The sequence below is a fragment of the Streptomyces sp. NPDC017202 genome, assembly GCF_044331705.1.
Lineage (GTDB): Bacteria > Actinomycetota > Actinomycetes > Streptomycetales > Streptomycetaceae > Streptomyces.
Genome location: NZ_JBIRNP010000002.1, coordinates 156,256 through 174,943, shown reverse-complemented (window position 1 = coordinate 174,943; position 18,688 = coordinate 156,256). Strand labels below are relative to the sequence as shown.

Sequence of the window (18,688 nt, the reverse complement as noted above, 5' to 3'; positions counted from 1 at the left end):
TCTGACGACTGGCGTGGCCCGCGTCACTATCGTCGAAGACGTGACTGTGATCGCGACCGAAAGCCTGAGCAAGCGGTTCCCCCGGGTGACCGCTCTTGACCGGCTCTCCGTGGACGTCGGGCCCGGTGTGACCGGACTCGTCGGTGCCAACGGGGCCGGCAAGTCCACACTGATCAAGATCCTGCTGGGGCTGTCCCCCGCTTCCGAGGGCCGCGCCGAAGTGCTCGGACTCGACGTCGCGACCAGGGGCGCCGCCATCCGGGAGCGCGTCGGGTACATGCCCGAGCACGACTGCCTGCCGCCCGACGTCTCGGCCACCGAGTTCGTCGTGCACATGGCCCGCATGTCCGGCCTGCCGCCGACCGCCGCGCGTGAGCGCACCGCCGACACCCTGCGCCACGTCGGGCTGTACGAGGAGCGCTACCGTCCCATCGGCGGCTACTCCACGGGCATGAAGCAGCGCGTCAAACTCGCCCAGGCCCTGGTCCACGACCCGCAGCTGGTCTTCCTCGACGAGCCGACCAACGGCCTCGACCCGGTCGGCCGCGACGAGATGCTCGGCCTCATCCGCCGCATCCACACCGACTTCGGCATCTCGGTCCTGGTCACCTCCCACCTGCTGGGCGAACTCGAGCGCACCTGCGACCACGTGGTCGTCGTCGACGGCGGCAAGCTGCTGCGCTCCAGCTCCACCACCGACTTCACCCAGACCACCACCACCCTCGCGATCGAGGTCACCGACACCGACGAGCATCCGGACGGCACCCGCGCGGTCCGCCAGGCGCTGCACGCGCGCGGGGTCGACGTCCTCGACGCCGAGAGCGGACTGCCCGGCGCGGGACACATCCTGCTGCTGACCGCGCAGGGCGAGGACACCTACGACGTCGTACGGGACGTGGTCGCCGACCTGGGCCTCGGCCTGGTGCGTATGGAACAGCGCCGGCACCACATCTCCGAGGTCTTCCACGACAGTGACGAGCAGCGGAAGGAGGCCGTCGGCCATGGCAGTTGAGCACCCGGTGACCACCCCCTCGGGCGACCAGACCCGCATCCACAACATCGGCTACCGCAGTTACGACGGCCCCCGCCTGGGCCGCGCCTACGCCCGCCGTTCCCTCTACTCGCAGTCCCTGCGGGGCGCCTACGGCCTCGGCCGTTCGGTGAAGTCCAAGGTGCTGCCGATGCTGCTGTTCGTGGTGATGTGCGTGCCCGCGGCCATCATGGTCGCCGTCGCCGTCGCCACGAAGGCCAAGGAACTCCCGCTGGACTACACCCGCTACGCGATCGTCATGCAGGCCGTCATCAGCCTCTACGTCGCCTCGCAGGCACCCCAGTCCGTCTCGCGCGACCTGCGCTTCAAGACCGTGCCGCTGTACTTCTCCCGGCCGATCGAAACCGCCGACTACGTCCGCGCCAAGTTCGCCGCGCTCGCCTCGGCCCTGTTCGTCCTCACCGCCGCACCCCTGCTGGTGCTCTACGCGGGCGCCCTGCTGGCCAAGCTCGACTTCGCCGACCAGACCGAGGGATTCGCCCAGGGACTCGTCTCCGTGGCACTGCTCTCGCTGCTCTTCGCCGGACTGGGACTGGTGATCGCGGCGGTCACCCCGCGCCGCGGCTTCGGCATCGCGGCCGTCATCGCCGTCCTGACCATCTCCTACGGCGCCGTCTCCACGCTCCAGGCCATCGCCGACGCCCAGGGCAGCACGGGCGCCATCCCCTGGATCGGCCTGTTCTCGCCGGTCACCCTCATCGACGGCGTGCAGTCGGCGTTCCTCGGCGCCGCTTCCGCCGCTCCGGGCGGGATCGGCCCCTCCCACGGGGAGGGCGTGGTCTACGTCCTCGTCTGCCTGGGCCTGATCGCCGCGTGCTACGGCCTCCTGATGCGCCGCTACAAGAAGGTGGGACTGTGACCACGCTCTCCCTCGACCACGTCTCCCGCTGGTTCGGCAACGTGGTCGCCGTCAACGACATCACCATGACCGTCGGCCCCGGAGTCACCGGTCTGCTCGGCCCCAACGGCGCCGGAAAGTCCACCCTGATCAACATGATGGGCGGCTTCCTCGCGCCCTCCACCGGCACCGTCACCCTCGACGGCCGGCAGGTCTGGCGCAACGAGGACATCTACCGGCACATCGGCATCGTCCCCGAGCGGGAGGCGATGTACGACTTCCTCACCGGCCGCGAGTTCGTCGTCGCCAACGCCGAGCTGCACGGCCTCGGCGCCAAGGCCGCCCAGAAGGCCCTGGCCACGGTCGAGATGGAGTACGCGCAGGACCGCAAGATCGAGACGTACTCCAAGGGCATGCGCCAGCGCGTGAAGATGGCCAGCGCCCTCGTCCACGACCCGTCGCTGCTGCTGCTGGACGAACCCTTCAACGGCATGGACCCGCGCCAGCGCATGCAGCTCATGGACCTGCTGCGGCGCATGGGCGACGAGGGCCGCACCGTGCTGTTCTCCTCGCACATCCTCGAAGAGGTCGAGCAACTGGCCTGGCACATCGAGGTCGTCGTCGCCGGACGCCACGCGGCCAGCGGCGACTTCCGCAAGATCCGCCGGCTGATGACCGACCGCCCGCACCGCTACCTCGTGCGTTCCAGCGACGACCGCGCGCTCGCGGCCGCACTGATCGCCGACCCGTCGACCTCCGGCATCGAGGTCGATCTCGCCGAGGGGGCGTTGCGCATCCAGGCCGTCGACTTCGGCCGCTTCACCTCGCTGCTGCCGCGCGTCGCCAGGGACCACGGCATCAGGCTGCTCACGGTCTCGCCGTCCGACGAGTCCCTCGAGTCCGTGTTCTCGTACCTGGTCGCGGCGTAGGAGGCCGAAGATGTACGACCCCACAGTCGCCCGACTCACGTACCGGGCCCTGCTCGGCCGGCGCCGGGCCCTCATTCTGGGCGCGCTGCCCCTGCTGCTGATCGCGATCTCGGTGGTGGTGCGCGGTCTCGCCGGCGCCGACGACCAGACCGCGTCCGACCTGCTCGGCGGGCTCGCGCTCGCCACCATGGTGCCGATCATCGGCGTCATCGCCGGCACGGGCGCGATCGGGCCCGAGATCGACGACGGTTCCGTGGTGTACCTCCTGTCCAAGCCGCTGAAGCGGCCGACGATCATCTTCACCAAGCTCATCGTCGCCATCGCGGTGACGATGGTGTTCTCGGCACTGCCCACTCTGATCGCCGGGTTCATCCTCAACGGCAACGGACAGCAGATCGCCGTCGCCTACACGGTCGCCGCACTGGTGTCCTCCATCGCCTACGCGGCGCTGTTCCTGCTGCTGGGCACGGTGTCCCGGCACGCGGTGGTCTTCGGCCTCGTCTACGCCCTGGTGTGGGAGGCGCTGTTCGGTTCGCTGGTGCCGGGCGCGCGCACGCTCAGCGTCCAGCAGTGGTCGCTGGCCGTCGCCGACAAGGTCGCCGGCGGTGACCTGATCACCTCGGACGTCGGACTGACCACGGCGACCGTCCTGTTGGTGGCGGTGACGGTGCTGGCCACCTGGTACGCGGGACAGAAGCTGCGGGCGCTGACGCTGGCGGGGGAGGAGTAGGCGGCGAGTCCCCTCGCAGGGCCCAGCCCCCTCGCAGGGCTCGTGAAGGGACTCTGACGGGGGCTTGACCTGTGCCCGGGCACACTGGGCGGACGGATACGGCCGTGAGGACGGCAGGAGGTCGGAATGGCGGACGAGTCGGCGCGGTTCGGCGGTCGTGAGCACGGGGACGACCGCGGGCGGTCGGAGGACGGGACGCCCGACCGGGCTGCGCACCAGCCCCCGGAGCGGCCCTCGTCGGACGGGCACCCCCGGGACGGGCACCCCCGGGACCGGGCCTCGGACCCGGCTGTGCGGCAGGGGCCGGACGGAGGCTGGGGCGATGCCGTCCTCGACGGGGACTTCATACGGGCCGCCGAGACCTCCGAGCCGTCCGCCCGTGCCCGGATGCTTGCCGCGCGCTGGCGTGCGGAGGAGCCCGAGCCCCAACCGTGGCGCTCGGACGAGCCTCCGGCGGGGTGGTTCTTCAGCAAGGCACGTCGGCGCAGGTGGCGCCGCCGCTAGTGCGGCACCCGGACGAGACGGCTCGGCCTGGTGCCGGACATGCCGCATCCCGTCACTCGCACAGCTGTTTTATTCGGTGGTGTCCAACTCGGCGTGCGGGCAGGATGGTTGTCGTCCGCAGCGCCGGGGGGAACGGCGCCATACGCTGGGAGAGGAGCAGGGCGATGTCCATGCACGGCAGTACGTCCAGCTCCCGACAGGGCAGCCGACGGCGGTCTCCGGAGTAGTTATCCCTTCATGGAGTCCGCCCCACACGGGGAGCTGCCCGGGGCGGCCGCTTCGAGCACGCGATGTCGCTCTCGCGTGGGCCGCCCACCCGGAGGATTGGCCGAGTGGTAAGGCACCGGCTTGCTAAGCCGTGGTCGGGGGGAACCCCGCGCACGTTCGATCCGTGCATCCTCCGCAGGACGTTGTCACTTCGACTGGGCCGAGGGCTCGGGCCTGGGGTGTGCCGGGAAGCTCGTTGGGTTGCCGCCCCGCAGCCCGCAGCCCGCAGCCCACAGCCCCGTCAGTCCGTAACCGCCGCTGCCAGGCGGGTGGTCCGGGCGGCTGCGGGTAGAGGGCGGCCGGTCGCGCAGTTCCCCGCGCCCCTGATCGCCTGCGGCGATCCCCCTCGCGGCCTCCGTGTGACGGAGCCTTGCCGTCGGCCCGTCGGCCCGTCAGATCTGCCGGTCGGTCGGGTGCTCTGTCGTGTCTACGCCAGGAGCCTTTCCAGCACCACCGCGATGCCGTCCTCCTCGTTGGAGGTGGTCAGTTCGTCGGCCACCGCTTTCAGGTCCGGGTGGGCGTTGGCCATGGCCACGCTCCTGGCGGACCAGGCGAACATGGGGATGTCGTTGGGCATGTCGCCGAAGGCGATCGTGTCAGCGGCCTTCAGGCCCAGGCGGCGGGCCGCCAGGGAGAGGCCGGTGGCCTTGGACAGGCCGAGGGGGAGCAGTTCCACGATCCCCGCGCCGGCCATCGCGACCGAGACGAAGCCGCCCGCGGCCTGACGGGCCGCCTCGGCCAGTTCGTCGTCCGACAGCTCGGGATGCTGTATGTAGATCTTGTTCAGCGGGGCGGACCAAAGGTCCGACGCGTCGGTGAACGGCGTCGAGGGGAGCGCTTCGGTGACCGCGTAACCGGGGCCGACCAGCACCTCCCCGTCCAGTCCGTCCCGGCTCGCCGCCAGGTACAGCGGGCCGACCTCGGCCTCGATCTTGGCCAGTGCCACCCCGGCCAGCTGCCGGTCCAGGGTCACCGAGGTCAGCAGGCGGTGCGCGCCGGCGTCGTAGACCTGGGCGCCCTGGCCGCAGACCGCGAGGCCGTCGTAGCCGAGGTCGTCGAGGATGTGCCGGGTCCACGGGACGCCGCGACCGGTCACCACGATGTGGGACGCGCCCGCCGCGGTGGCCGCGGCGAGGGCGTCACGGGTGCGGAGGGAGATCGACTCGTCGGAGCGCAGCAGCGTCCCGTCGAGGTCGGTCGCGATCAGCCGGTACGGGAACCCCGGGGCGGCGTCGCTCACTTGGCCACCGGCTCCAGGACTTCCCGGCCGCCGAGGTAGGGCCGCAGCACCTCGGGCACGCGCACGGAGCCGTCGGCCTGCTGGTGGTTCTCCAGGATCGCCACGATCGTGCGAGGGACGGCGCACAGGGTGCCGTTGAGCGTAGCCAGCGGGCGGACCTGCTTCCCCTCGCGGACGCGGATCGACAGGCGGCGGGACTGGAACTCGGTGCAGTCCGACGTCGAAGTCAGCTCGCGGTACTTGCCCTGGGTCGGGATCCAGGCCTCGCAGTCGAACTTGCGGGCGGCCGAGGAGCCGAGGTCACCGGAGGCGACGTCGATCACCCGGAACGGCAGCTCCAGCGAGGTCAGCCACTGCTTCTCCCACTCCAGCAGGCGCTGGTGCTCGGCCTGCGAGTCCTCCGGAGTGACGTAGGTGAACATCTCCACCTTGTCGAACTGGTGGACGCGGAAGATGCCCTTGGTGTCCTTGCCGTGCGAGCCGGCCTCGCGGCGGAAGCACGGGGAGAAGCCGGCGTAGCGCAGCGGCAGCCGCTCGGCGTCGATGATCTCGTCCATGTGGTACGCGGCGAGGGCGACCTCGGAGGTGCCGACGAGGTAGAGATCGTCCTTGTCGAGGTGGTAGACGTCCTGGGCCGCCTGGCCGAGGAAGCCGGTGCCCGCCATGGACTGCGGGCGGACCAGGGCCGGGGTCAGCATCGGCGTGAAGCCTGCCGCCGTGGCCTGGGCGATCGCCGCGTTGACCAGGGCCAGCTCCAGCAGCGCGCCGATGCCGGTGAGGAAGTAGAACCGCGAACCGGAGACCTTGGCGCCGCGCTCGACGTCGATGGCGCCCAGCAGCTGGCCCAGCTCCAGGTGGTCCTTGGGCTCGAAGCCCTCGGCGCCGAAGTCGCGGATCGTGCCGTGCGTCTCCAGCTCGACGAAGTCCTCCTCGCCGCCCACGGGCACCTCGGGGTGCACGAGGTTGCTGAGCTGGAGGACGAGCTCCTGGGTCTCGGTGTCGGCCGCGTCGCGCTCGGCGTCGGCGGCCTTGACGTCGGCGGCGAGCTGGCTCGCCTTCTTCAGGAGCTCGGCCTTCTCGTCCGGGGAGGCCTTGGGGATGAGCTTGCCGAGCGCCTTCTGCTCGGCACGCAGCTCGTCGAAGCGGACGCCGGACGACCTGCGCCGCTCGTCGGCAGACAGGAGAGCGTCGACGAGCGCGACGTCCTCTCCACGGGCGCGCTGGGACGCGCGCACACGGTCGGGGTCCTCACGGAGCAGGCGAAGGTCAATCACGTGGTCAAGGCTACCGGTGTGGGGTGACGGCTCACGACTCACTATTGCGGAACACGCCTCATGGTCCGCTATGAGGCGAATGCCCTGTGTATTTCCGCGTATCGGCCGGACGGGCCGGTGCCGCGGCGTCGTGGCTGGGGATGACTCGACTTCCTTCTGCGGAGAGGCACTTGAGGGCGGTTGTCCACAGGGGTGTGCGCTCTCGGAAAGTTATCCACAGGCTGTGCGAAAGATCTGTGGACATCGGAATCGATCATTCCGAGGAAGCGTCGCGGCAGGGAGAATTCCTTGGTCAAACCCCTTCCGCACTCACTTTCGGGTGGAAAAAGGTCGCCCCAAAGGGTTGATCGAAGGAAACGGGTGGACGAAGAGTGATGTGATGCGCGAGGAGCGCGCCGGGAGACCCCAGGGTGATTTGTCGACCGAATGCCGCTTCCGTGTCGACTTGTCCCCAGGTCGAGATGACTCCCTGTGGATAACCCCTGTGGATAACGACGATATGCAGGTAGGACCGGTCCGACCTGATTCAGAACCGGCCGTCCTGGCAGCGCGTGACCCATTCCGCCGCCGCCATGAACTCGCCCTCCGAGGTCCCCGGCAGCGGTGCCCGCACCTGCGCCGCGGTCACGTCCGCACGCGGGTACGAGCCGAGGAAACGCACATCTCGGCAGATGCGCTTCAGGCCCATGAGCGCCTCCGCCATCCTGCGCTCGGAGATGTGACCGGCCGCGTCGATGCAGAAGCAGTAGTTGCCGATTCCGGCGCCGGTCGGCCGCGACTGGAGCACCATGAGGTTGATGCCACGGGTGGCGAACTCGCCCAGCAGGTCGCGCAGCCCGCCCGGATGGTCGTCACGCTGCCACAGCACGACGGACGTCTTGTCGGCACCGGTCGGTGCGGCGGGCCGGGCCGGACGGCCCACCAGCACGAAACGCGTCTGCGCGTTCTCCGCGTCGTGGATCTCCGTCTCCAGTGCCTCGAGCCCGTACCGGGCGGCCGCGAACTCACCCGCGAAGGCGGCGTCGTAACGGCCCTCGCGGACCAGACGAGCGGCGTCCGCGTTCGAGGCGGCCGACTCCCACACGGCGTCGGGGAGATGGGCCTTGAGCCAGTTGCGCACCTGCGGCTGTGCGGCGGGGTGGGCCGAGACCGTCTTGATCTCGGTCAGCTTCGTGCCCGGCCTGACCAGCAGCGCGAAGGTGATCGACAGCAGTACCTCGCGGTAGATCATCAACGGCGTACCCGCGACCAGCTCGTCGAGGGTCGTGGTGATGCCGCCCTCGACCGAGTTCTCGATCGGCACGAACGCGGCCTCGGCCTCGCCGGTCCGGACCGCGTCGAGGGCGGACTGCACGGACACGTACGGAATCAACTGCCGGGTGGCTGCCTCCGGAAGCGTGCGCAGGGCGACCTCCGTGAAGGTGCCCTCGGGGCCGAGATATGCATAGCTCGCTGGCATGACCTCACCCTAATGGGCCTTGCGGAACGAGGAGCCGACGTCCCACGGGCGCCCCTCACGCGAGTGAACCGGCGTGCCCCCCCCCCGCGTGACCAGCCCTCGGCGTGTCTCACCCCTCCAGCAACCGCTGCCCCACGTACTCGCCCTCCGGCGCTCCGCCCGGCACCGCGAACAGGCCGCTCGACTCATGGCGGATGTACGGGGACAGCGCGTCCCCGCGGTCCAGCTTGCGCTGCACGGTGACGAATCCGCGCGACGGATCGGCCTGCCAGCAGACGAACAGCAGCCCCGCGTCCGGCACCCCGCCGGCATCGATGCCGTCGTGGTACGAGAACGGCCGGCGCAGCATCGCCGCGCCCCCGTTCTGGTCGGGGCGGGTGATCCGGGCGTGGGCGTTGATCGGGACGACCAGATCGCCGTTGGCGTCCGTCTTCTCCAGGTCCATCTCGGTCGTCTCGGTCCCGCCGGACAGTGGTGCCCCGTCGGACTTGCGGCGCCCGATGACCTGCTCCTGCGCCGTGACCGACAACTGCTCCCAGTCGTCGAGGAGCATGCGGATCCGGCGTACGACGGCGTAGGAGCCGTTGGCCATCCATGCCGGGTCGTTCGACCCCGACTCCGGCACGAAGATCCGCCGGTCGAAGTCGGTGTCCGCCGGCTTCGGATTGCGGGTGCCGTCCATCTGGCCCATCAGGTTCCTGGCCGTCATGGGGTGGGTGGTCGCGCCCGGCGTGCGGTTGAAGCCGTTCATCTGCCAGCGCACCTTCGCCGCCCTGCCCGCGTCCTTCTGGATCGCGCGCAGGGCGTGGAAGGCCACCAGGGCGTCGTTCGCGCCGATCTGCACCCACAGGTCGCCGTCGCTGCGGGACTTGTCGATCTGGTCGGAGGAGAAGGCGGGCAGGGGGTCCAGAGCGACCGGACGCTGCTTCTCCAGGCCGGTGCGCGCGAAGAAGCTGTGGCCGAAGCCGAAGGTGATCGTCAGCGAGGACGGGCCCGCGTCCCGCGCGATGTCCGTGTCGTCGTGGGCCGCGGCCTCGCCTGCCATCAGCCGTCGGGCCGTCTCCGACCAGCGGCGCAGCAGGGCCGCGGCTTCCTTGCGGCCTGCGCCCGCCGCGAGGTCGAAGGCGACCAGATGGCCGCGGGCCTGGAGTCCCTGGGTGATGCCGGGCTGATGTTTCACGTGGAACATCGCCTGGCCCGAGCCGATCGAGGACAGCGGGGTGGCCTGCGCGGGCGCCGCGGCATAACCGGCTGCCCCGCCCGCGGCGCCCACCACGAGTCCGGTGGCCCCGGCGGTGCCGAGCAGCTTGCGCCGGGTCAGGCCCGCCCGGGGTGCGTCGGGGGACAGGGACTTCTCCGGGGCCTTCGGAAGGGTCTGGTCAGACATGGGTCGTTCAGCCGATCTGCGCGTTCTTGGAGACGGTCACCTGGTCGATGTCGGAGGTCCGAACGGTCACGGCGACCTGCCACTCGCCGGCCATGGGAATCTGGACCGCGTTCGCCGACCAGTGGCCGGTGGTGATGTGGTCGGGGGTGACGGGCAGCGGCCCGATCTTCTTGCTCTCGAGGGTGAAGGCGACCTTCACCTCGGGCACGTCGAAGGCGCGCCCGTTGGGCCGGGTCACATAGACGTGCATCTCGTTGGCGCCGGTTCGCGCGGGGTCGATGTCGACGCTGACGACGCCCTTGCCGTCGGTGCCGCCGGTGTCGAAGGACATGTCGAGGGTCACGGCTCCCGAGGTGTCCGACGAGGAAGACGACGCGGCCGCCGTGGCCGCCTTGGCGGCCTGTTCCGTACGGCCGGGTTCGGTGGAGGTCAGCGCCGTGGTGACGACGAGCAGGACGACGGCGACGCCCGCCTCGGCGAGCACCGAACGGCGCAGGCCGAGCCGGAGGGGATCGGCGTCACGCAGCCGCTTCTGCCGCGTCGCGTCCACGGCGGCCCGCTGTCGCGCGAGCTGGACGGCCCGCTCGGCGTCCTCGGTCCCGTCCCCCGGCACGGATCCGGCCACGGAGCCGGACCCCGACCCGGCCGCGGACCCGGACGCCTTTTCGGCACCCGGCTTCGCCGCAGCCCCTGCCGCCCCGGCTCCCGCCGTTTCCACGGACGCCGTTTCCGCAGATGCCGTCTCCGCGGTCGCCGCTCCCGTGTCTCCCGTCTCCGTAGCGGTCGTTTCCGCAGATGCCGTCTCCGCGTTCCCCGCCCCGGCCCCCGCCGTCTCCTCCAGCCGGCTGGTCCACCGTCGCGAGATCCAGGCGACGCCGACGAGCAGTGCCACCAGCCCGATCTTGACGAGCAGGAGCTGCCCGTAGCGGGTCTCGGCGAAGGCGGACCAGGAGCCGAGCTGGCGCCACGACTGGTAGACGCCGGTCGCGACGAGGGTGACGACACTGCCGAAGGCGACCCGTGAGAACCGGCGGACGACCGACGCCTCCACCGGGGTGTCGCCCCGGTACAGCGCCACGAGGAGCGCGCACAGTCCGCCGAGCCAGCCGGCGACGGCCAGCAGGTGGACGACGTCCACCGGCATCGCGATGCCCGGCTGGAGCCCGGTGGAGGCGTGCTCGGCCATCGCCCAGCTCGCCGCGAGCCCGGCCGCCACGACGGTTCCGCCGATGGCGAGTCCGAAGGTCAGGTCCCGCTTCTCCTCGCCCTCCCGCTTGTCGTACGCGCCGAAGAGCACCGCGATGAACAGGGCGGCCGCGGCGAGCAGCAGCAGCCGGGAGACGAGCGCGGCGCCCGGCTTGGTCTGCAGGACCTGCCCGAGCAGGTCGAGGTCGAAGACGTCGCCGATCCCGCCGGAGCCGGTGTAGGAGCCGCGCAGGAGCAGCAGGAGGAGCGTGGCGGAGGTGAGCGCGAGCCAGCCGGAGACGACGAGCCGCTGCACGGCCCGCACGCCCGCACCGCCCGGCCAGCAGCCCAGGACGAAGGCGGCCCCGCCGGCCAGGACGATGAATCCGGCGTACGACAGGTACCGCCCGAAGCCGTACAGCCTGCCGACGACGCCTCCGCCGGCCTCCCGCGCGGTCGCCGAGACGCTGGTCGCGGAGGGAGCGCCGATGGAGAAGGTGTAGGCGCCGGCGACGGGATGGCTGTCCGCGGACACCACCTGGTAGGTCACCGTGTACGTGCCGTCGGGCAGCCCCGCGTGCAGCCGGACGGCGTAGGTGGTGCCGCCGAGGGCGGACGGCTCGCCGGTGTCGACGCGCCTGCCCTTCGGGTCGAGCACGCGCACGGAGTCGGCGCCCGTGGAGACCTGCTCGGAGAAGGTCAGCGAGACCTGTGCGGGCGCCTTCTCGACCACCGTCCCCTGTGCGGGGTCGCTGCCGGTCAGCGCGGCGTGCGCGAAGGCCTGTCCGGCGCCGGCGAGGAGCGCGCCGGTGACGGCCAGCAACAGCAGCACCAGCGTCCGGATCCTGGGGGCGATGGTCGTGGGCAAGGCGGTCCTTCCCTCAGCTTCCGGTGTTCGGGGTGTAGGTGGCGGATTCCACCGGCATCTCGACCTCGACGGTCCCGGAGTCGGCGAAGTGCAGTTCCACGGTCACCTTCTCGCCCTGCAGCGGCTTCCGCTTCAGCTTTTCGAACATCAGGTGGTTCCCGCCGCTGGCCAGCTGGAGCCGGCCGCCCGCCGGCACCTCCAGGGAGTCGACCTCCCGCATGGCTCCACCGACGGTCTCGTGGACGGTCACGCTGCCAGCGGCATCGCTGGTGACGGAGGTCAGCTCGTCCTTCGTGCCGCCCTTGTTGGTGATGGTCAGGAAGCCCGCGGCCATGGAGGCGGAGACCGGCTGCGGCATGTAGGCGGCGCTGACGGACAGCTCGGCCGCAGTGCCGCCGGAGCCGGAACCGCAGCCCGCGAGGACCAGGGCGGCGGTCAGGGCGCCGGCCAGCGCCGCGCCGCGGGCGCCGGGCCGCCTCACGGGTTCTGTCCCTTGACGATCCTGGGCAGGTCCTTGATGTAGTCGTCGACCTTGGCGTCCTCGCCGTACAGGAGGTACCCGCCGTCGGTTTTCGGGGAGAAGGCGATGACCTGGGTGCCGTGGGTGGAGACGACCTTGCCGTTCTTGTCCTTGTGCGGCGGCTCGATGGAGATGCCGAGGGCGCGTGCGGCGGTCTGGATGGTGGTGAAGTCGCCGGTCAGGCCGATCACCTGGGAGTCGATGCCCTTGAGCCAGGCGCCGAGCGCGGCCGGGGTGTCGCGGTCCGGGTCGGTGGTGACGAACACGACCCGCAGGGCGTCCTGGTCCGCCTTGGGCAGCTGCTTCTTCGCGACGGCGATGTTGTTCATCGTCAGCGGGCAGACGTCCGGGCAGTGGGTGTAGCCGAAGTACACCAGCGTCGGGCGGCCCGCGGTCTCCTCGCGGAGGTCGTAGGGCTTGCCCTGGGTGTCGGTCAGGACCAGGTCCGGCTTGGTGAAGGGCTGGTCGAGCACGGTCGCGGCCTGCTGCGAGGAGTCCTCGGAGACGACCGCGACAGGGCTGGAACCGCCGTCGTCACCGCCGCAGGCGGAGAGGGTGAGGGTGGCCGCGGCGAGCAGCGCGGCCGCGGCGAACGTCTTCTTGCGCATGGAGATGTCCCAGTGGTGTGAACTCCGGCGCGCGCCGGGGGCGTGGATGCCCCCGGCGCGCACCGCGGACGAGCGGGCCTCAGGAGGCGTCGGCGGCCCGGCGGCGGCCGGCGAGCACGCCGTACGCCACACCGGCGGCACCGACGACGATGCCGACGACGCCCAGGACCCGGGCGGTGGTGTCGGTGCCGTCGGAGGAGTCGGCGGCCTCGGTGGTGTCGGCGGCCGGCTCGGCGTCACCGGACTTGTCGGACGACTCCTCGGCGGACGAACCGTGGGAGTGGTCGTCCTCGGCGGCGGACAGGGCGAGCACCGGTGCCGGGTTCGCCGGCTCCTCGGCGCCCTCCTCCTGCACCTCGATCCAGCGCACGACCTCCTTGTTGGAGTACGTCTGGATCGCCTTGAAGACCAACTGGTCGGCGTTCTCGGGCAGCGCGCCGATCGAGACCGGGAACTGCTGGATGAAGCCGGGCTCGATGCCCTTGCCGTCGGCGGTCCAGGTCACCTTGGAGACGGCCTCGGAGATCTGCCGTCCGTGCACCTCCAGCGGCTTGGCGAGCTTGCTCTTGGTGACCGTGATCTTCCAGCCGTCGATCTTCTGCGGCATCACCGAGGAGAGGGGGGTGTCGGCCGGGAAGTTGACCTCCAGCCCGGTGGTCGAGGCGTTGTCGCGCTCGTTGGGGACGCGGAAGTTCACGACGGCGTAGCCGCCCTTCGCGGCCGTGCCCTCCGGCTGCACGCTGACGTGCGCGAGGGCGGGCGAGGACAGGACGAGAACGGCTGACCCGGCGACGGCAGCGGCGGCGACGAGACGAGAAACCTTCAGGGCAGGCTTCATGACAGTGAGCACTCCACTTCGAGTGAGGTACGACGGTGGGAAACGGTGAGGTCCGACCGTGAGGGGTCGGGCGTGGACACGCGGAAGCGTGCGCACGCGCGCGTGCCGCACGACGGCGGCCGCGCCTCCCCGTGAAGTGGAGTGCTGGTCGCGTCGTGTCAGGCAGCGAGGACGAGGGCGGCGGCCGGCGGACCGCGCCTGATCACCGTGTGCTGGAGCGCCTCGGCGGGCGGCCTGGGGGAGGGGAGCAGCGCGGTGCGCGGAACGCGCGGACCGGCCTCCGGCAGAGCGGGCAGTCCGGCGAGCAGGGCGCGCACCAGGGTGAGCGCCCCGCGCAGGGACCGTACGCACGCGGCTTCGGCGACGCCGTGCGCGGACAGGTCCATGAGCCGCAGCAGGGCCGCGTCGCCGTGCCGCAGCAGCCATCCGGCGGCGACGGCCGCGAGGACGTGGGCGAGCAGCATCGGCAGGGACGGCAGCAGCGCCGTCGACGGGCCCGCTGCGCCGGCCAGGGCGTCCGCCGCATGGTGCATGGATCCCGTACCGGCCCCGGTACCCGCGCCGTCACCGGCCGGCTGGAGGCGGGCCTCGACGAGGATCCTCTGGGCCTGCGCCGGGCTCAGCGCGGCGGCCGTGGCCCCGCACACGAGCCGTGCGGCCCGCTCGATCAGTGCGGCGTCGGAGGCGGCGGCGGTCGTCGTGGTCGACGCGACGGCCGTCGACGTGTGCTGGCCGAGGCCGAACAGGGTGTGCAGGACGGTCTGCCCGACGGCGAGCAGGGCCGCGATGCCCGGCAGCGACCGCTCGCGCCCGGCGAGCGGCACCACGACCGCGAGGGCTCCCAGGAACCCTGCGCCCAGCGTCCACAGCGGGACGGCGGCGCAGGAGGCGAGCGTGTGACCGGCCCCGGCCAGCACGACGCAGACCGCGGCGAACACCGCGGCCCGCAGCAGCCGGAGAGCGACTCCGGAGCGCGCCGTGCGCTGGTGGGGGTCAGTCATGGCGGGCTCATCATCGCACTGGCCCCGCGGCGGCCGTACCCCAGGTCCGCGGGATTCCCCCGAACCGGAAGATCACCTTCTGATGCGACGGGTGGAGGTGGTTCCCGTGGGACGCGCATACACCGTTCTCCGCGGCTCCCACACCCGCCATATGGGCGGCATCACGCGGAAATCGCGCTTACTCACGGTTCAGGGCGGCAATACGTATCGGTATGTCGAGCCGCGGCCTGGAGGCTGGAGCATGAGCATCTGGTGGTCACTCCATCTGCGGCGCGAGGCCGCGAGCGTGCCGCTGGCCCGGCGTCTGCTGCTCGGCACGATGGAGACGGCGGGTGTCGACCCCGACGTCTCGTACGACCTCTCCGTCGCCCTGAGCGAGGCCTGCGCCAACGCTGTCGAGCACGGCGGGAAGAGCGCGGCGCAAGGGGGCTGTTCGGAGGCCTACCGGGTCACCGCCTACCTCGACGGCGAGAAGTGCCGCATCGAGGTCGCCGACTCGGGCCCCGGCTTCACGGCCGAACGCCCCGTCCCCACCCCCACCCCCGCGCACGCGGATGCCGAGGCGGGCCGTGGCCTGTACCTCATCCGGGAACTCGCCGACCACGTCCACATCGGCAACGAACCGGGTCTCGGCGGTGCCGTGGTCAGCTTCGACAAGATCCTCAAGTGGCGCAAGGACGCACCGCTCATGGCCGTCTGACCTCCCGTCGGCAGGGCGGAACCGGATCCGACGGCACTCACAGCCGCTTGCCAGCTTCCGCCCACGTCCCTGACGGGTCGCGTTCCTAGGTTTCGTGTCCATGACGGGAAACCACAAGGACACCTCCATCACCCGGCGCCGCGCCCTCGCGGTGACCGGCGGCACGGTCGCGGCCGGCGGCCTCGCCGTCGCCGGCTACCGGTCGGCGTTCGCCGGCACGGCGACGGAAACGGAAGCCACGACGACGGCCACGGCCACGGCCACGGCCACGGCTTCGGCGACCTCGGCCGACGGCGCCTGCATGACGCTGATGCCGAGCGTCACCGAGGGGCCGTACTACCTCGACGGTGCCTTGGTGCGCAAGGACATCACCGAGGGCAAGAGCGGCGTCCCGCTGACCCTGCGCCTGACCGTGGTGGACGCCACCGACGGCTGCACCCCGGTGCCCGGCGCGGCGGTGGAGATCTGGCACTGCGACGCGTGGGGCTACTACTCCGGCTACACCACCGCCAACCCCGGCGGCTCGGCCCCGGCCGAGAGCGAGGACGGTTCGACCGCCGACGACGGCACCTACCTGCGCGGCTACCAGATCGCCAACGCAGGCGGGGTCGTCAAGTTCGAGACGATCTTCCCCGGCTGGTACACGCCCCGCACCTGCCACATCCACCTCAAGGTCCACACCGGCGGCGCGAAGGAGGACGGCACCTACGAGGGCGGCAAGGTCAATTACACCGGCCAGCTGTTCTTCGCCGACGACATCGCCGAGGAGATCTTCACGCTGGAGCCCTACGCCCGGCACTCCGGCACCTACACCAGGCTCGACGACGACATGGTCTACGACGGCGGCGGCGCCGCCGGCGGCCTGCTCACCCTCAAGCCCGTCAAGAAGGCCGACCCGTCCAAGGGCTACAAGGGCTCCCTGACCCTGGGCGTCGACCCCGACGCGGAGAACACCGGCGCGGGCGGCGGCGGTGGCGGCACCCCTCCGGGCGACGCACCGACCGGCACCCCGCCGAGCGGAGCCCCGACCGGCACTCCGCCGAGCGACGCCCCGACGGCCTCCGCGTCCTCGTAGGGCACCGCGATGACCAGCCGCGAGGACGAGACGCTCGCGCAGGCCGCCGTGGCCGCGCTGACCGGACAACTGGCCCTGGCCCCCAAGCCCGGGCTGCCCGACCCGCGCGACCTCGCCGCCCGCGTCACCCGCCGCGACCACCGCGGACTGCGCTGGTCGGCGAAGGCGCTCGCGCCCGGCCTCGCGGCGATGGCCGCCGCCGCCCGCCGCACCGGCGAACCCACCCCGCGGCTGCGTGTCGAACTGGGCGCGATCGGGCGGTGCGCCGAGCACGCGGTGGGGCTGGCCGGCGGCGGCCACCGGGGCGCGCTGTGGACCCTCGGCCTGCTGGTGTCGGCGGCCGCCCTGGACCCCCGAGCGCGGGGGTCCGAGGTCACGCACACCGCCAAACGGATCGCCGCGCACACCGACCGGGACGCCCCGCGCCGTCCGTCGCGCGGCTCCACGGTGTCGGCGAGGTACGGCGCGGCCGGCGCCCGGGGTGAGGCGCGGGCCGGTTTCCCGCACGTCCGGCGGGCGCTGACCGCGCTCACCGGGGCCCGCTCGGCGGGCGCGAGCGAGGCGGAGGCACGGCTCGACGCCCTGCTCACCGTCATGTCCACGCTCCAGGACACCGAACTCCTCCACAGCGCGGGCCCGGTCGGGCTGCGGCACGTCCAGGCGGGCGCCCGCGCCGTCCTCGAGGCGGGCGGCACGGCGACGCGGGCGGGCCGCACGGCCCTGACCGCGCTCGACGCCGACCTCCACGCGCGCGGGTGGAGTCCGCGCGGCAGCGCCGGCCTGCTGGCGGGCGCACTGTTCGTGGACACCCTGCCGCTCACGCCCCGCAGGCCCGGCTGACCGGAGCAGAGCCGCTCGGCCTCTCTTCGGCCCGGCGGCGGCCCGTCGTGCCGCCGGGCCCCTGGCGTACGGGGCCGCCAGGGGCGGTGCGCCCGCCGGTGGGCCCCGTGCCGCTCACGCTTCGGAGCGGCGGGTGGCCGGGGCCGAGCGGGGGGCGCCGGGTTCCCCGGCGTCCCCCTCCCGCCCGGCGGCGGCCCGTCGTGCCGCCGGGCCCATGGCGTACGAGGCCGCCAGGGTCGCTCCGGCGAGCAGCAGCCAGCCCGGCGGGCCCCACTCCACGAGGAGGGTGGTCAGGACGAGCGGGCCGAGGGTGCGGGCCACGGTGACGCCCGTGCCGAACAGCCCCTGGTACTCGCCCACGCGGTCGGCCGGGGCCAGGTCGAAGGAGAGCTGCCAGGAGCCCGCCGACTGGCCCATCTCGGCCGCCACCTGGAGTACCGCCCCCACCACCAGGACGCCCGCCGCCACCCGCGCGGAGGTCCCGGCGGACAGCGCGAAGACGGCGCAGGCGGCGCACATCACCCAGCCCGCACGCCGCAGGACGCGCGTGGCACCGACCAGACCGGTGACGCCCCGCACCGCCCGCACCTGGAACACGGTCACCGCGGCGGTGTTGAGCACGAACAGCGCGGACACCAGCCAGGCCGGTGCCCCGGTCCGCTCGGTGATCCACAGCGGCAGGACCAGGCTGAGCAGCGGCAGCCGCAGCAACAGCACGGTGTTCAGCAGCGCGACGACCGCGTACGGCCGGTCGCGCAGCACGCCGAGGCCGCCGTGCGGGCGGACCGGGACGGAGGCGGCGCGGGGCAGCCCGAGGAGCAGCAGCGCGCACACCAGGAAGCTCACCGCGTCGACCGCGAACACCGCGAGGTACGCCGCCCGCGTCCCGGCGTGCAGGGCGAGCCCGCCGAGTCCGGCCCCCACCGCCAGCCCCGCGTTGAGCGTCGACTGGAGCCGGGCCAGCAGCCCCGTCCGCTCCCCGGCGGGTACCAGCCCCGCCAGCAGCGCCTGCCGCGCCGCCGCCAGCCCGGCCTGCGCGGCCGCGTACGCGCAGGCCACCAGCACGAACGGGACGAAGCCGCGCACGAGCGTGAAGGACGCCACCGCCGACCCGGTCGCCAGCGCCAGCAGCACCGCCGTGCCGCGCGGGCCGCGCCGGTCGGCCAGCCGGCCCAGCGGAAGTCCGGCCAGCGAGCCGACCGCCCAGCCGATGGTCAGTCCCAGCCCCACGCGCGCGGGAGTCAGACCGGCGATCTGGGTGAAGTAGAGCGCCGACGTCGTGTAGTAGGCGCCGTCCCCGACGGAGTTGCTCCACTGGGCCAGGGTGAGCAGCCGCTGCGGCGGCGTCTTGGTCATGCTCACGAAGCTAGGGGC

The 18,688-nt window shown here is 72.2% G+C and carries 18 protein-coding genes and 1 tRNA gene; 9 read left to right on the top strand and 10 right to left on the bottom strand.

The annotated features are described in order from the left end of the window. Positions 1-46: 46 nt before the first annotated feature. The 6 genes from ACH4N1_RS05025 (at position 47) to ACH4N1_RS05000 (ending at position 4,455) form a co-directional block, all read left to right on the top strand. Entirely contained in the window at positions 47-1,012 is a 966-nt protein-coding gene (locus tag ACH4N1_RS05025) for an ABC transporter ATP-binding protein (protein ID WP_398095240.1), read from the top strand. Then, a complete protein-coding gene (locus ACH4N1_RS05020; protein WP_398094579.1) occupies positions 1,002-1,910 on the top strand; it encodes an ABC transporter permease in 909 nt (302 codons plus the stop codon). The genes ACH4N1_RS05025 and ACH4N1_RS05020 overlap by 11 nt, the downstream gene beginning before the upstream one ends. Further along, positions 1,907-2,818 (top strand): ABC transporter ATP-binding protein, encoded by a 912-nt coding sequence (locus ACH4N1_RS05015; RefSeq protein WP_363092356.1) that lies wholly within the window; start codon positions 1,907-1,909, stop codon positions 2,816-2,818. The genes ACH4N1_RS05020 and ACH4N1_RS05015 overlap by 4 nt, the downstream gene beginning before the upstream one ends. Before the next feature lie 10 nt (positions 2,819-2,828). Continuing rightward, positions 2,829-3,548 (top strand): ABC transporter permease, encoded by a 720-nt coding sequence (locus ACH4N1_RS05010; protein WP_356569963.1) that lies wholly within the window; start codon positions 2,829-2,831, stop codon positions 3,546-3,548. Between the two features lie 291 nt (positions 3,549-3,839). Continuing rightward, a complete protein-coding gene (locus ACH4N1_RS05005) occupies positions 3,840-4,052 on the top strand; it encodes a hypothetical protein (RefSeq protein ID WP_398095239.1) in 213 nt (70 codons plus the stop codon). 318 nt (positions 4,053-4,370) lie between these two features. Next, a tRNA-Ser gene (locus ACH4N1_RS05000) sits at positions 4,371-4,455 on the top strand. Positions 4,456-4,746: 291 nt separating this feature from the next. Here the strand turns inward: ACH4N1_RS05000 and ACH4N1_RS04995 are convergent. The 9 genes from ACH4N1_RS04995 to ACH4N1_RS04955 all read right to left on the bottom strand — a co-directional run bounded on the left by ACH4N1_RS04995 (position 4,747) and on the right by ACH4N1_RS04955 (position 14,699). Further along, a complete protein-coding gene (locus ACH4N1_RS04995) occupies positions 4,747-5,559 on the bottom strand; it encodes an HAD family hydrolase (RefSeq protein WP_398094577.1) in 813 nt (270 codons plus the stop codon). Continuing rightward, positions 5,556-6,833: a serine--tRNA ligase gene (serS, locus tag ACH4N1_RS04990; RefSeq protein ID WP_366058226.1), complete on the bottom strand. Its 1,278-nt coding sequence runs from the start codon at positions 6,831-6,833 to the stop codon at positions 5,556-5,558. The genes ACH4N1_RS04995 and serS overlap by 4 nt, the downstream gene beginning before the upstream one ends. 526 nt (positions 6,834-7,359) lie before the next feature. Next, positions 7,360-8,292, bottom strand: coding sequence for a prephenate dehydratase (gene pheA / locus ACH4N1_RS04985; RefSeq protein WP_398094575.1), 933 nt, complete (start codon positions 8,290-8,292; stop codon positions 7,360-7,362). 109 nt (positions 8,293-8,401) lie between these two features. Next, positions 8,402-9,679 (bottom strand): iron uptake transporter deferrochelatase/peroxidase subunit, encoded by a 1,278-nt coding sequence (efeB, locus tag ACH4N1_RS04980; RefSeq protein WP_398094574.1) that lies wholly within the window; start codon positions 9,677-9,679, stop codon positions 8,402-8,404. 7 nt (positions 9,680-9,686) lie between these two features. Beyond that, the gene (locus ACH4N1_RS04975) at positions 9,687-11,732 is read right to left on the bottom strand and encodes a copper resistance CopC/CopD family protein (protein ID WP_398094572.1); all 2,046 of its coding nucleotides are present in this window, start codon (positions 11,730-11,732) and stop codon (positions 9,687-9,689) included. Between the two features lie 13 nt (positions 11,733-11,745). After that, entirely contained in the window at positions 11,746-12,213 is a 468-nt protein-coding gene (locus ACH4N1_RS04970) for a copper chaperone PCu(A)C (RefSeq protein WP_398094570.1), read from the bottom strand. Further along, entirely contained in the window at positions 12,210-12,860 is a 651-nt protein-coding gene (locus tag ACH4N1_RS04965) for an SCO family protein (RefSeq protein ID WP_398094568.1), read from the bottom strand. The genes ACH4N1_RS04970 and ACH4N1_RS04965 overlap by 4 nt, the downstream gene beginning before the upstream one ends. 79 nt (positions 12,861-12,939) lie before the next feature. Continuing rightward, positions 12,940-13,686 (bottom strand): YcnI family protein, encoded by a 747-nt coding sequence (locus ACH4N1_RS04960; protein WP_398095236.1) that lies wholly within the window; start codon positions 13,684-13,686, stop codon positions 12,940-12,942. A 170-nt stretch (positions 13,687-13,856) separates the two neighbouring features. Beyond that, positions 13,857-14,699, bottom strand: a complete 843-nt coding sequence (locus ACH4N1_RS04955; protein WP_398094567.1) for a hypothetical protein — start codon at positions 14,697-14,699, stop codon at positions 13,857-13,859. Between the two features lie 241 nt (positions 14,700-14,940). Here ACH4N1_RS04955 and ACH4N1_RS04950 point away from each other — a divergent pair, with 241 nt between their 5' ends. The 3 genes from ACH4N1_RS04950 (at position 14,941) to ACH4N1_RS04940 (ending at position 17,314) form a co-directional block, all read left to right on the top strand. Continuing rightward, positions 14,941-15,399, top strand: a complete 459-nt coding sequence (locus ACH4N1_RS04950; protein WP_398094566.1) for an ATP-binding protein — start codon at positions 14,941-14,943, stop codon at positions 15,397-15,399. 100 nt (positions 15,400-15,499) lie between these two features. Further along, positions 15,500-16,474 carry an intradiol ring-cleavage dioxygenase gene (locus tag ACH4N1_RS04945; RefSeq protein ID WP_398094565.1) on the top strand — a complete coding sequence of 325 codons (975 nt, stop codon included), beginning with the start codon at positions 15,500-15,502 and terminating at the stop codon, positions 16,472-16,474. 9 nt (positions 16,475-16,483) lie between these two features. Continuing rightward, positions 16,484-17,314, top strand: coding sequence for a triphosphoribosyl-dephospho-CoA synthase (locus ACH4N1_RS04940; RefSeq protein ID WP_398094563.1), 831 nt, complete (start codon positions 16,484-16,486; stop codon positions 17,312-17,314). 114 nt (positions 17,315-17,428) lie between these two features. Here ACH4N1_RS04940 and ACH4N1_RS04935 read toward each other — a convergent pair whose 3' ends face one another. Then, positions 17,429-18,670, bottom strand: coding sequence for an MFS transporter (locus ACH4N1_RS04935; RefSeq protein WP_398094562.1), 1,242 nt, complete (start codon positions 18,668-18,670; stop codon positions 17,429-17,431). Between the last annotated feature and the right edge of the window lie 18 nt (positions 18,671-18,688).

Coding starts and splice junctions, on each gene's coding strand:
- ACH4N1_RS05020 (WP_398094579.1), top strand. CDS start 1,002: ATGGCAGTTGAGCACCCGGTGACCACCCCCTCGGGCGACCAGACCCGC.
- ACH4N1_RS05010 (WP_356569963.1), top strand. CDS start 2,829: ATGTACGACCCCACAGTCGCCCGACTCACGTACCGGGCCCTGCTCGGC.
- pheA (WP_398094575.1), bottom strand. CDS start 8,292: ATGCCAGCGAGCTATGCATATCTCGGCCCCGAGGGCACCTTCACGGAG.
- efeB (WP_398094574.1), bottom strand. CDS start 9,679: ATGTCTGACCAGACCCTTCCGAAGGCCCCGGAGAAGTCCCTGTCCCCC.
- ACH4N1_RS04965 (WP_398094568.1), bottom strand. CDS start 12,860: ATGCGCAAGAAGACGTTCGCCGCGGCCGCGCTGCTCGCCGCGGCCACC.
- ACH4N1_RS04955 (WP_398094567.1), bottom strand. CDS start 14,699: ATGACTGACCCCCACCAGCGCACGGCGCGCTCCGGAGTCGCTCTCCGG.
- ACH4N1_RS04950 (WP_398094566.1), top strand. CDS start 14,941: ATGAGCATCTGGTGGTCACTCCATCTGCGGCGCGAGGCCGCGAGCGTG.
- ACH4N1_RS04945 (WP_398094565.1), top strand. CDS start 15,500: ATGACGGGAAACCACAAGGACACCTCCATCACCCGGCGCCGCGCCCTC.
- ACH4N1_RS04940 (WP_398094563.1), top strand. CDS start 16,484: ATGACCAGCCGCGAGGACGAGACGCTCGCGCAGGCCGCCGTGGCCGCG.
- ACH4N1_RS04935 (WP_398094562.1), bottom strand. CDS start 18,670: ATGACCAAGACGCCGCCGCAGCGGCTGCTCACCCTGGCCCAGTGGAGC.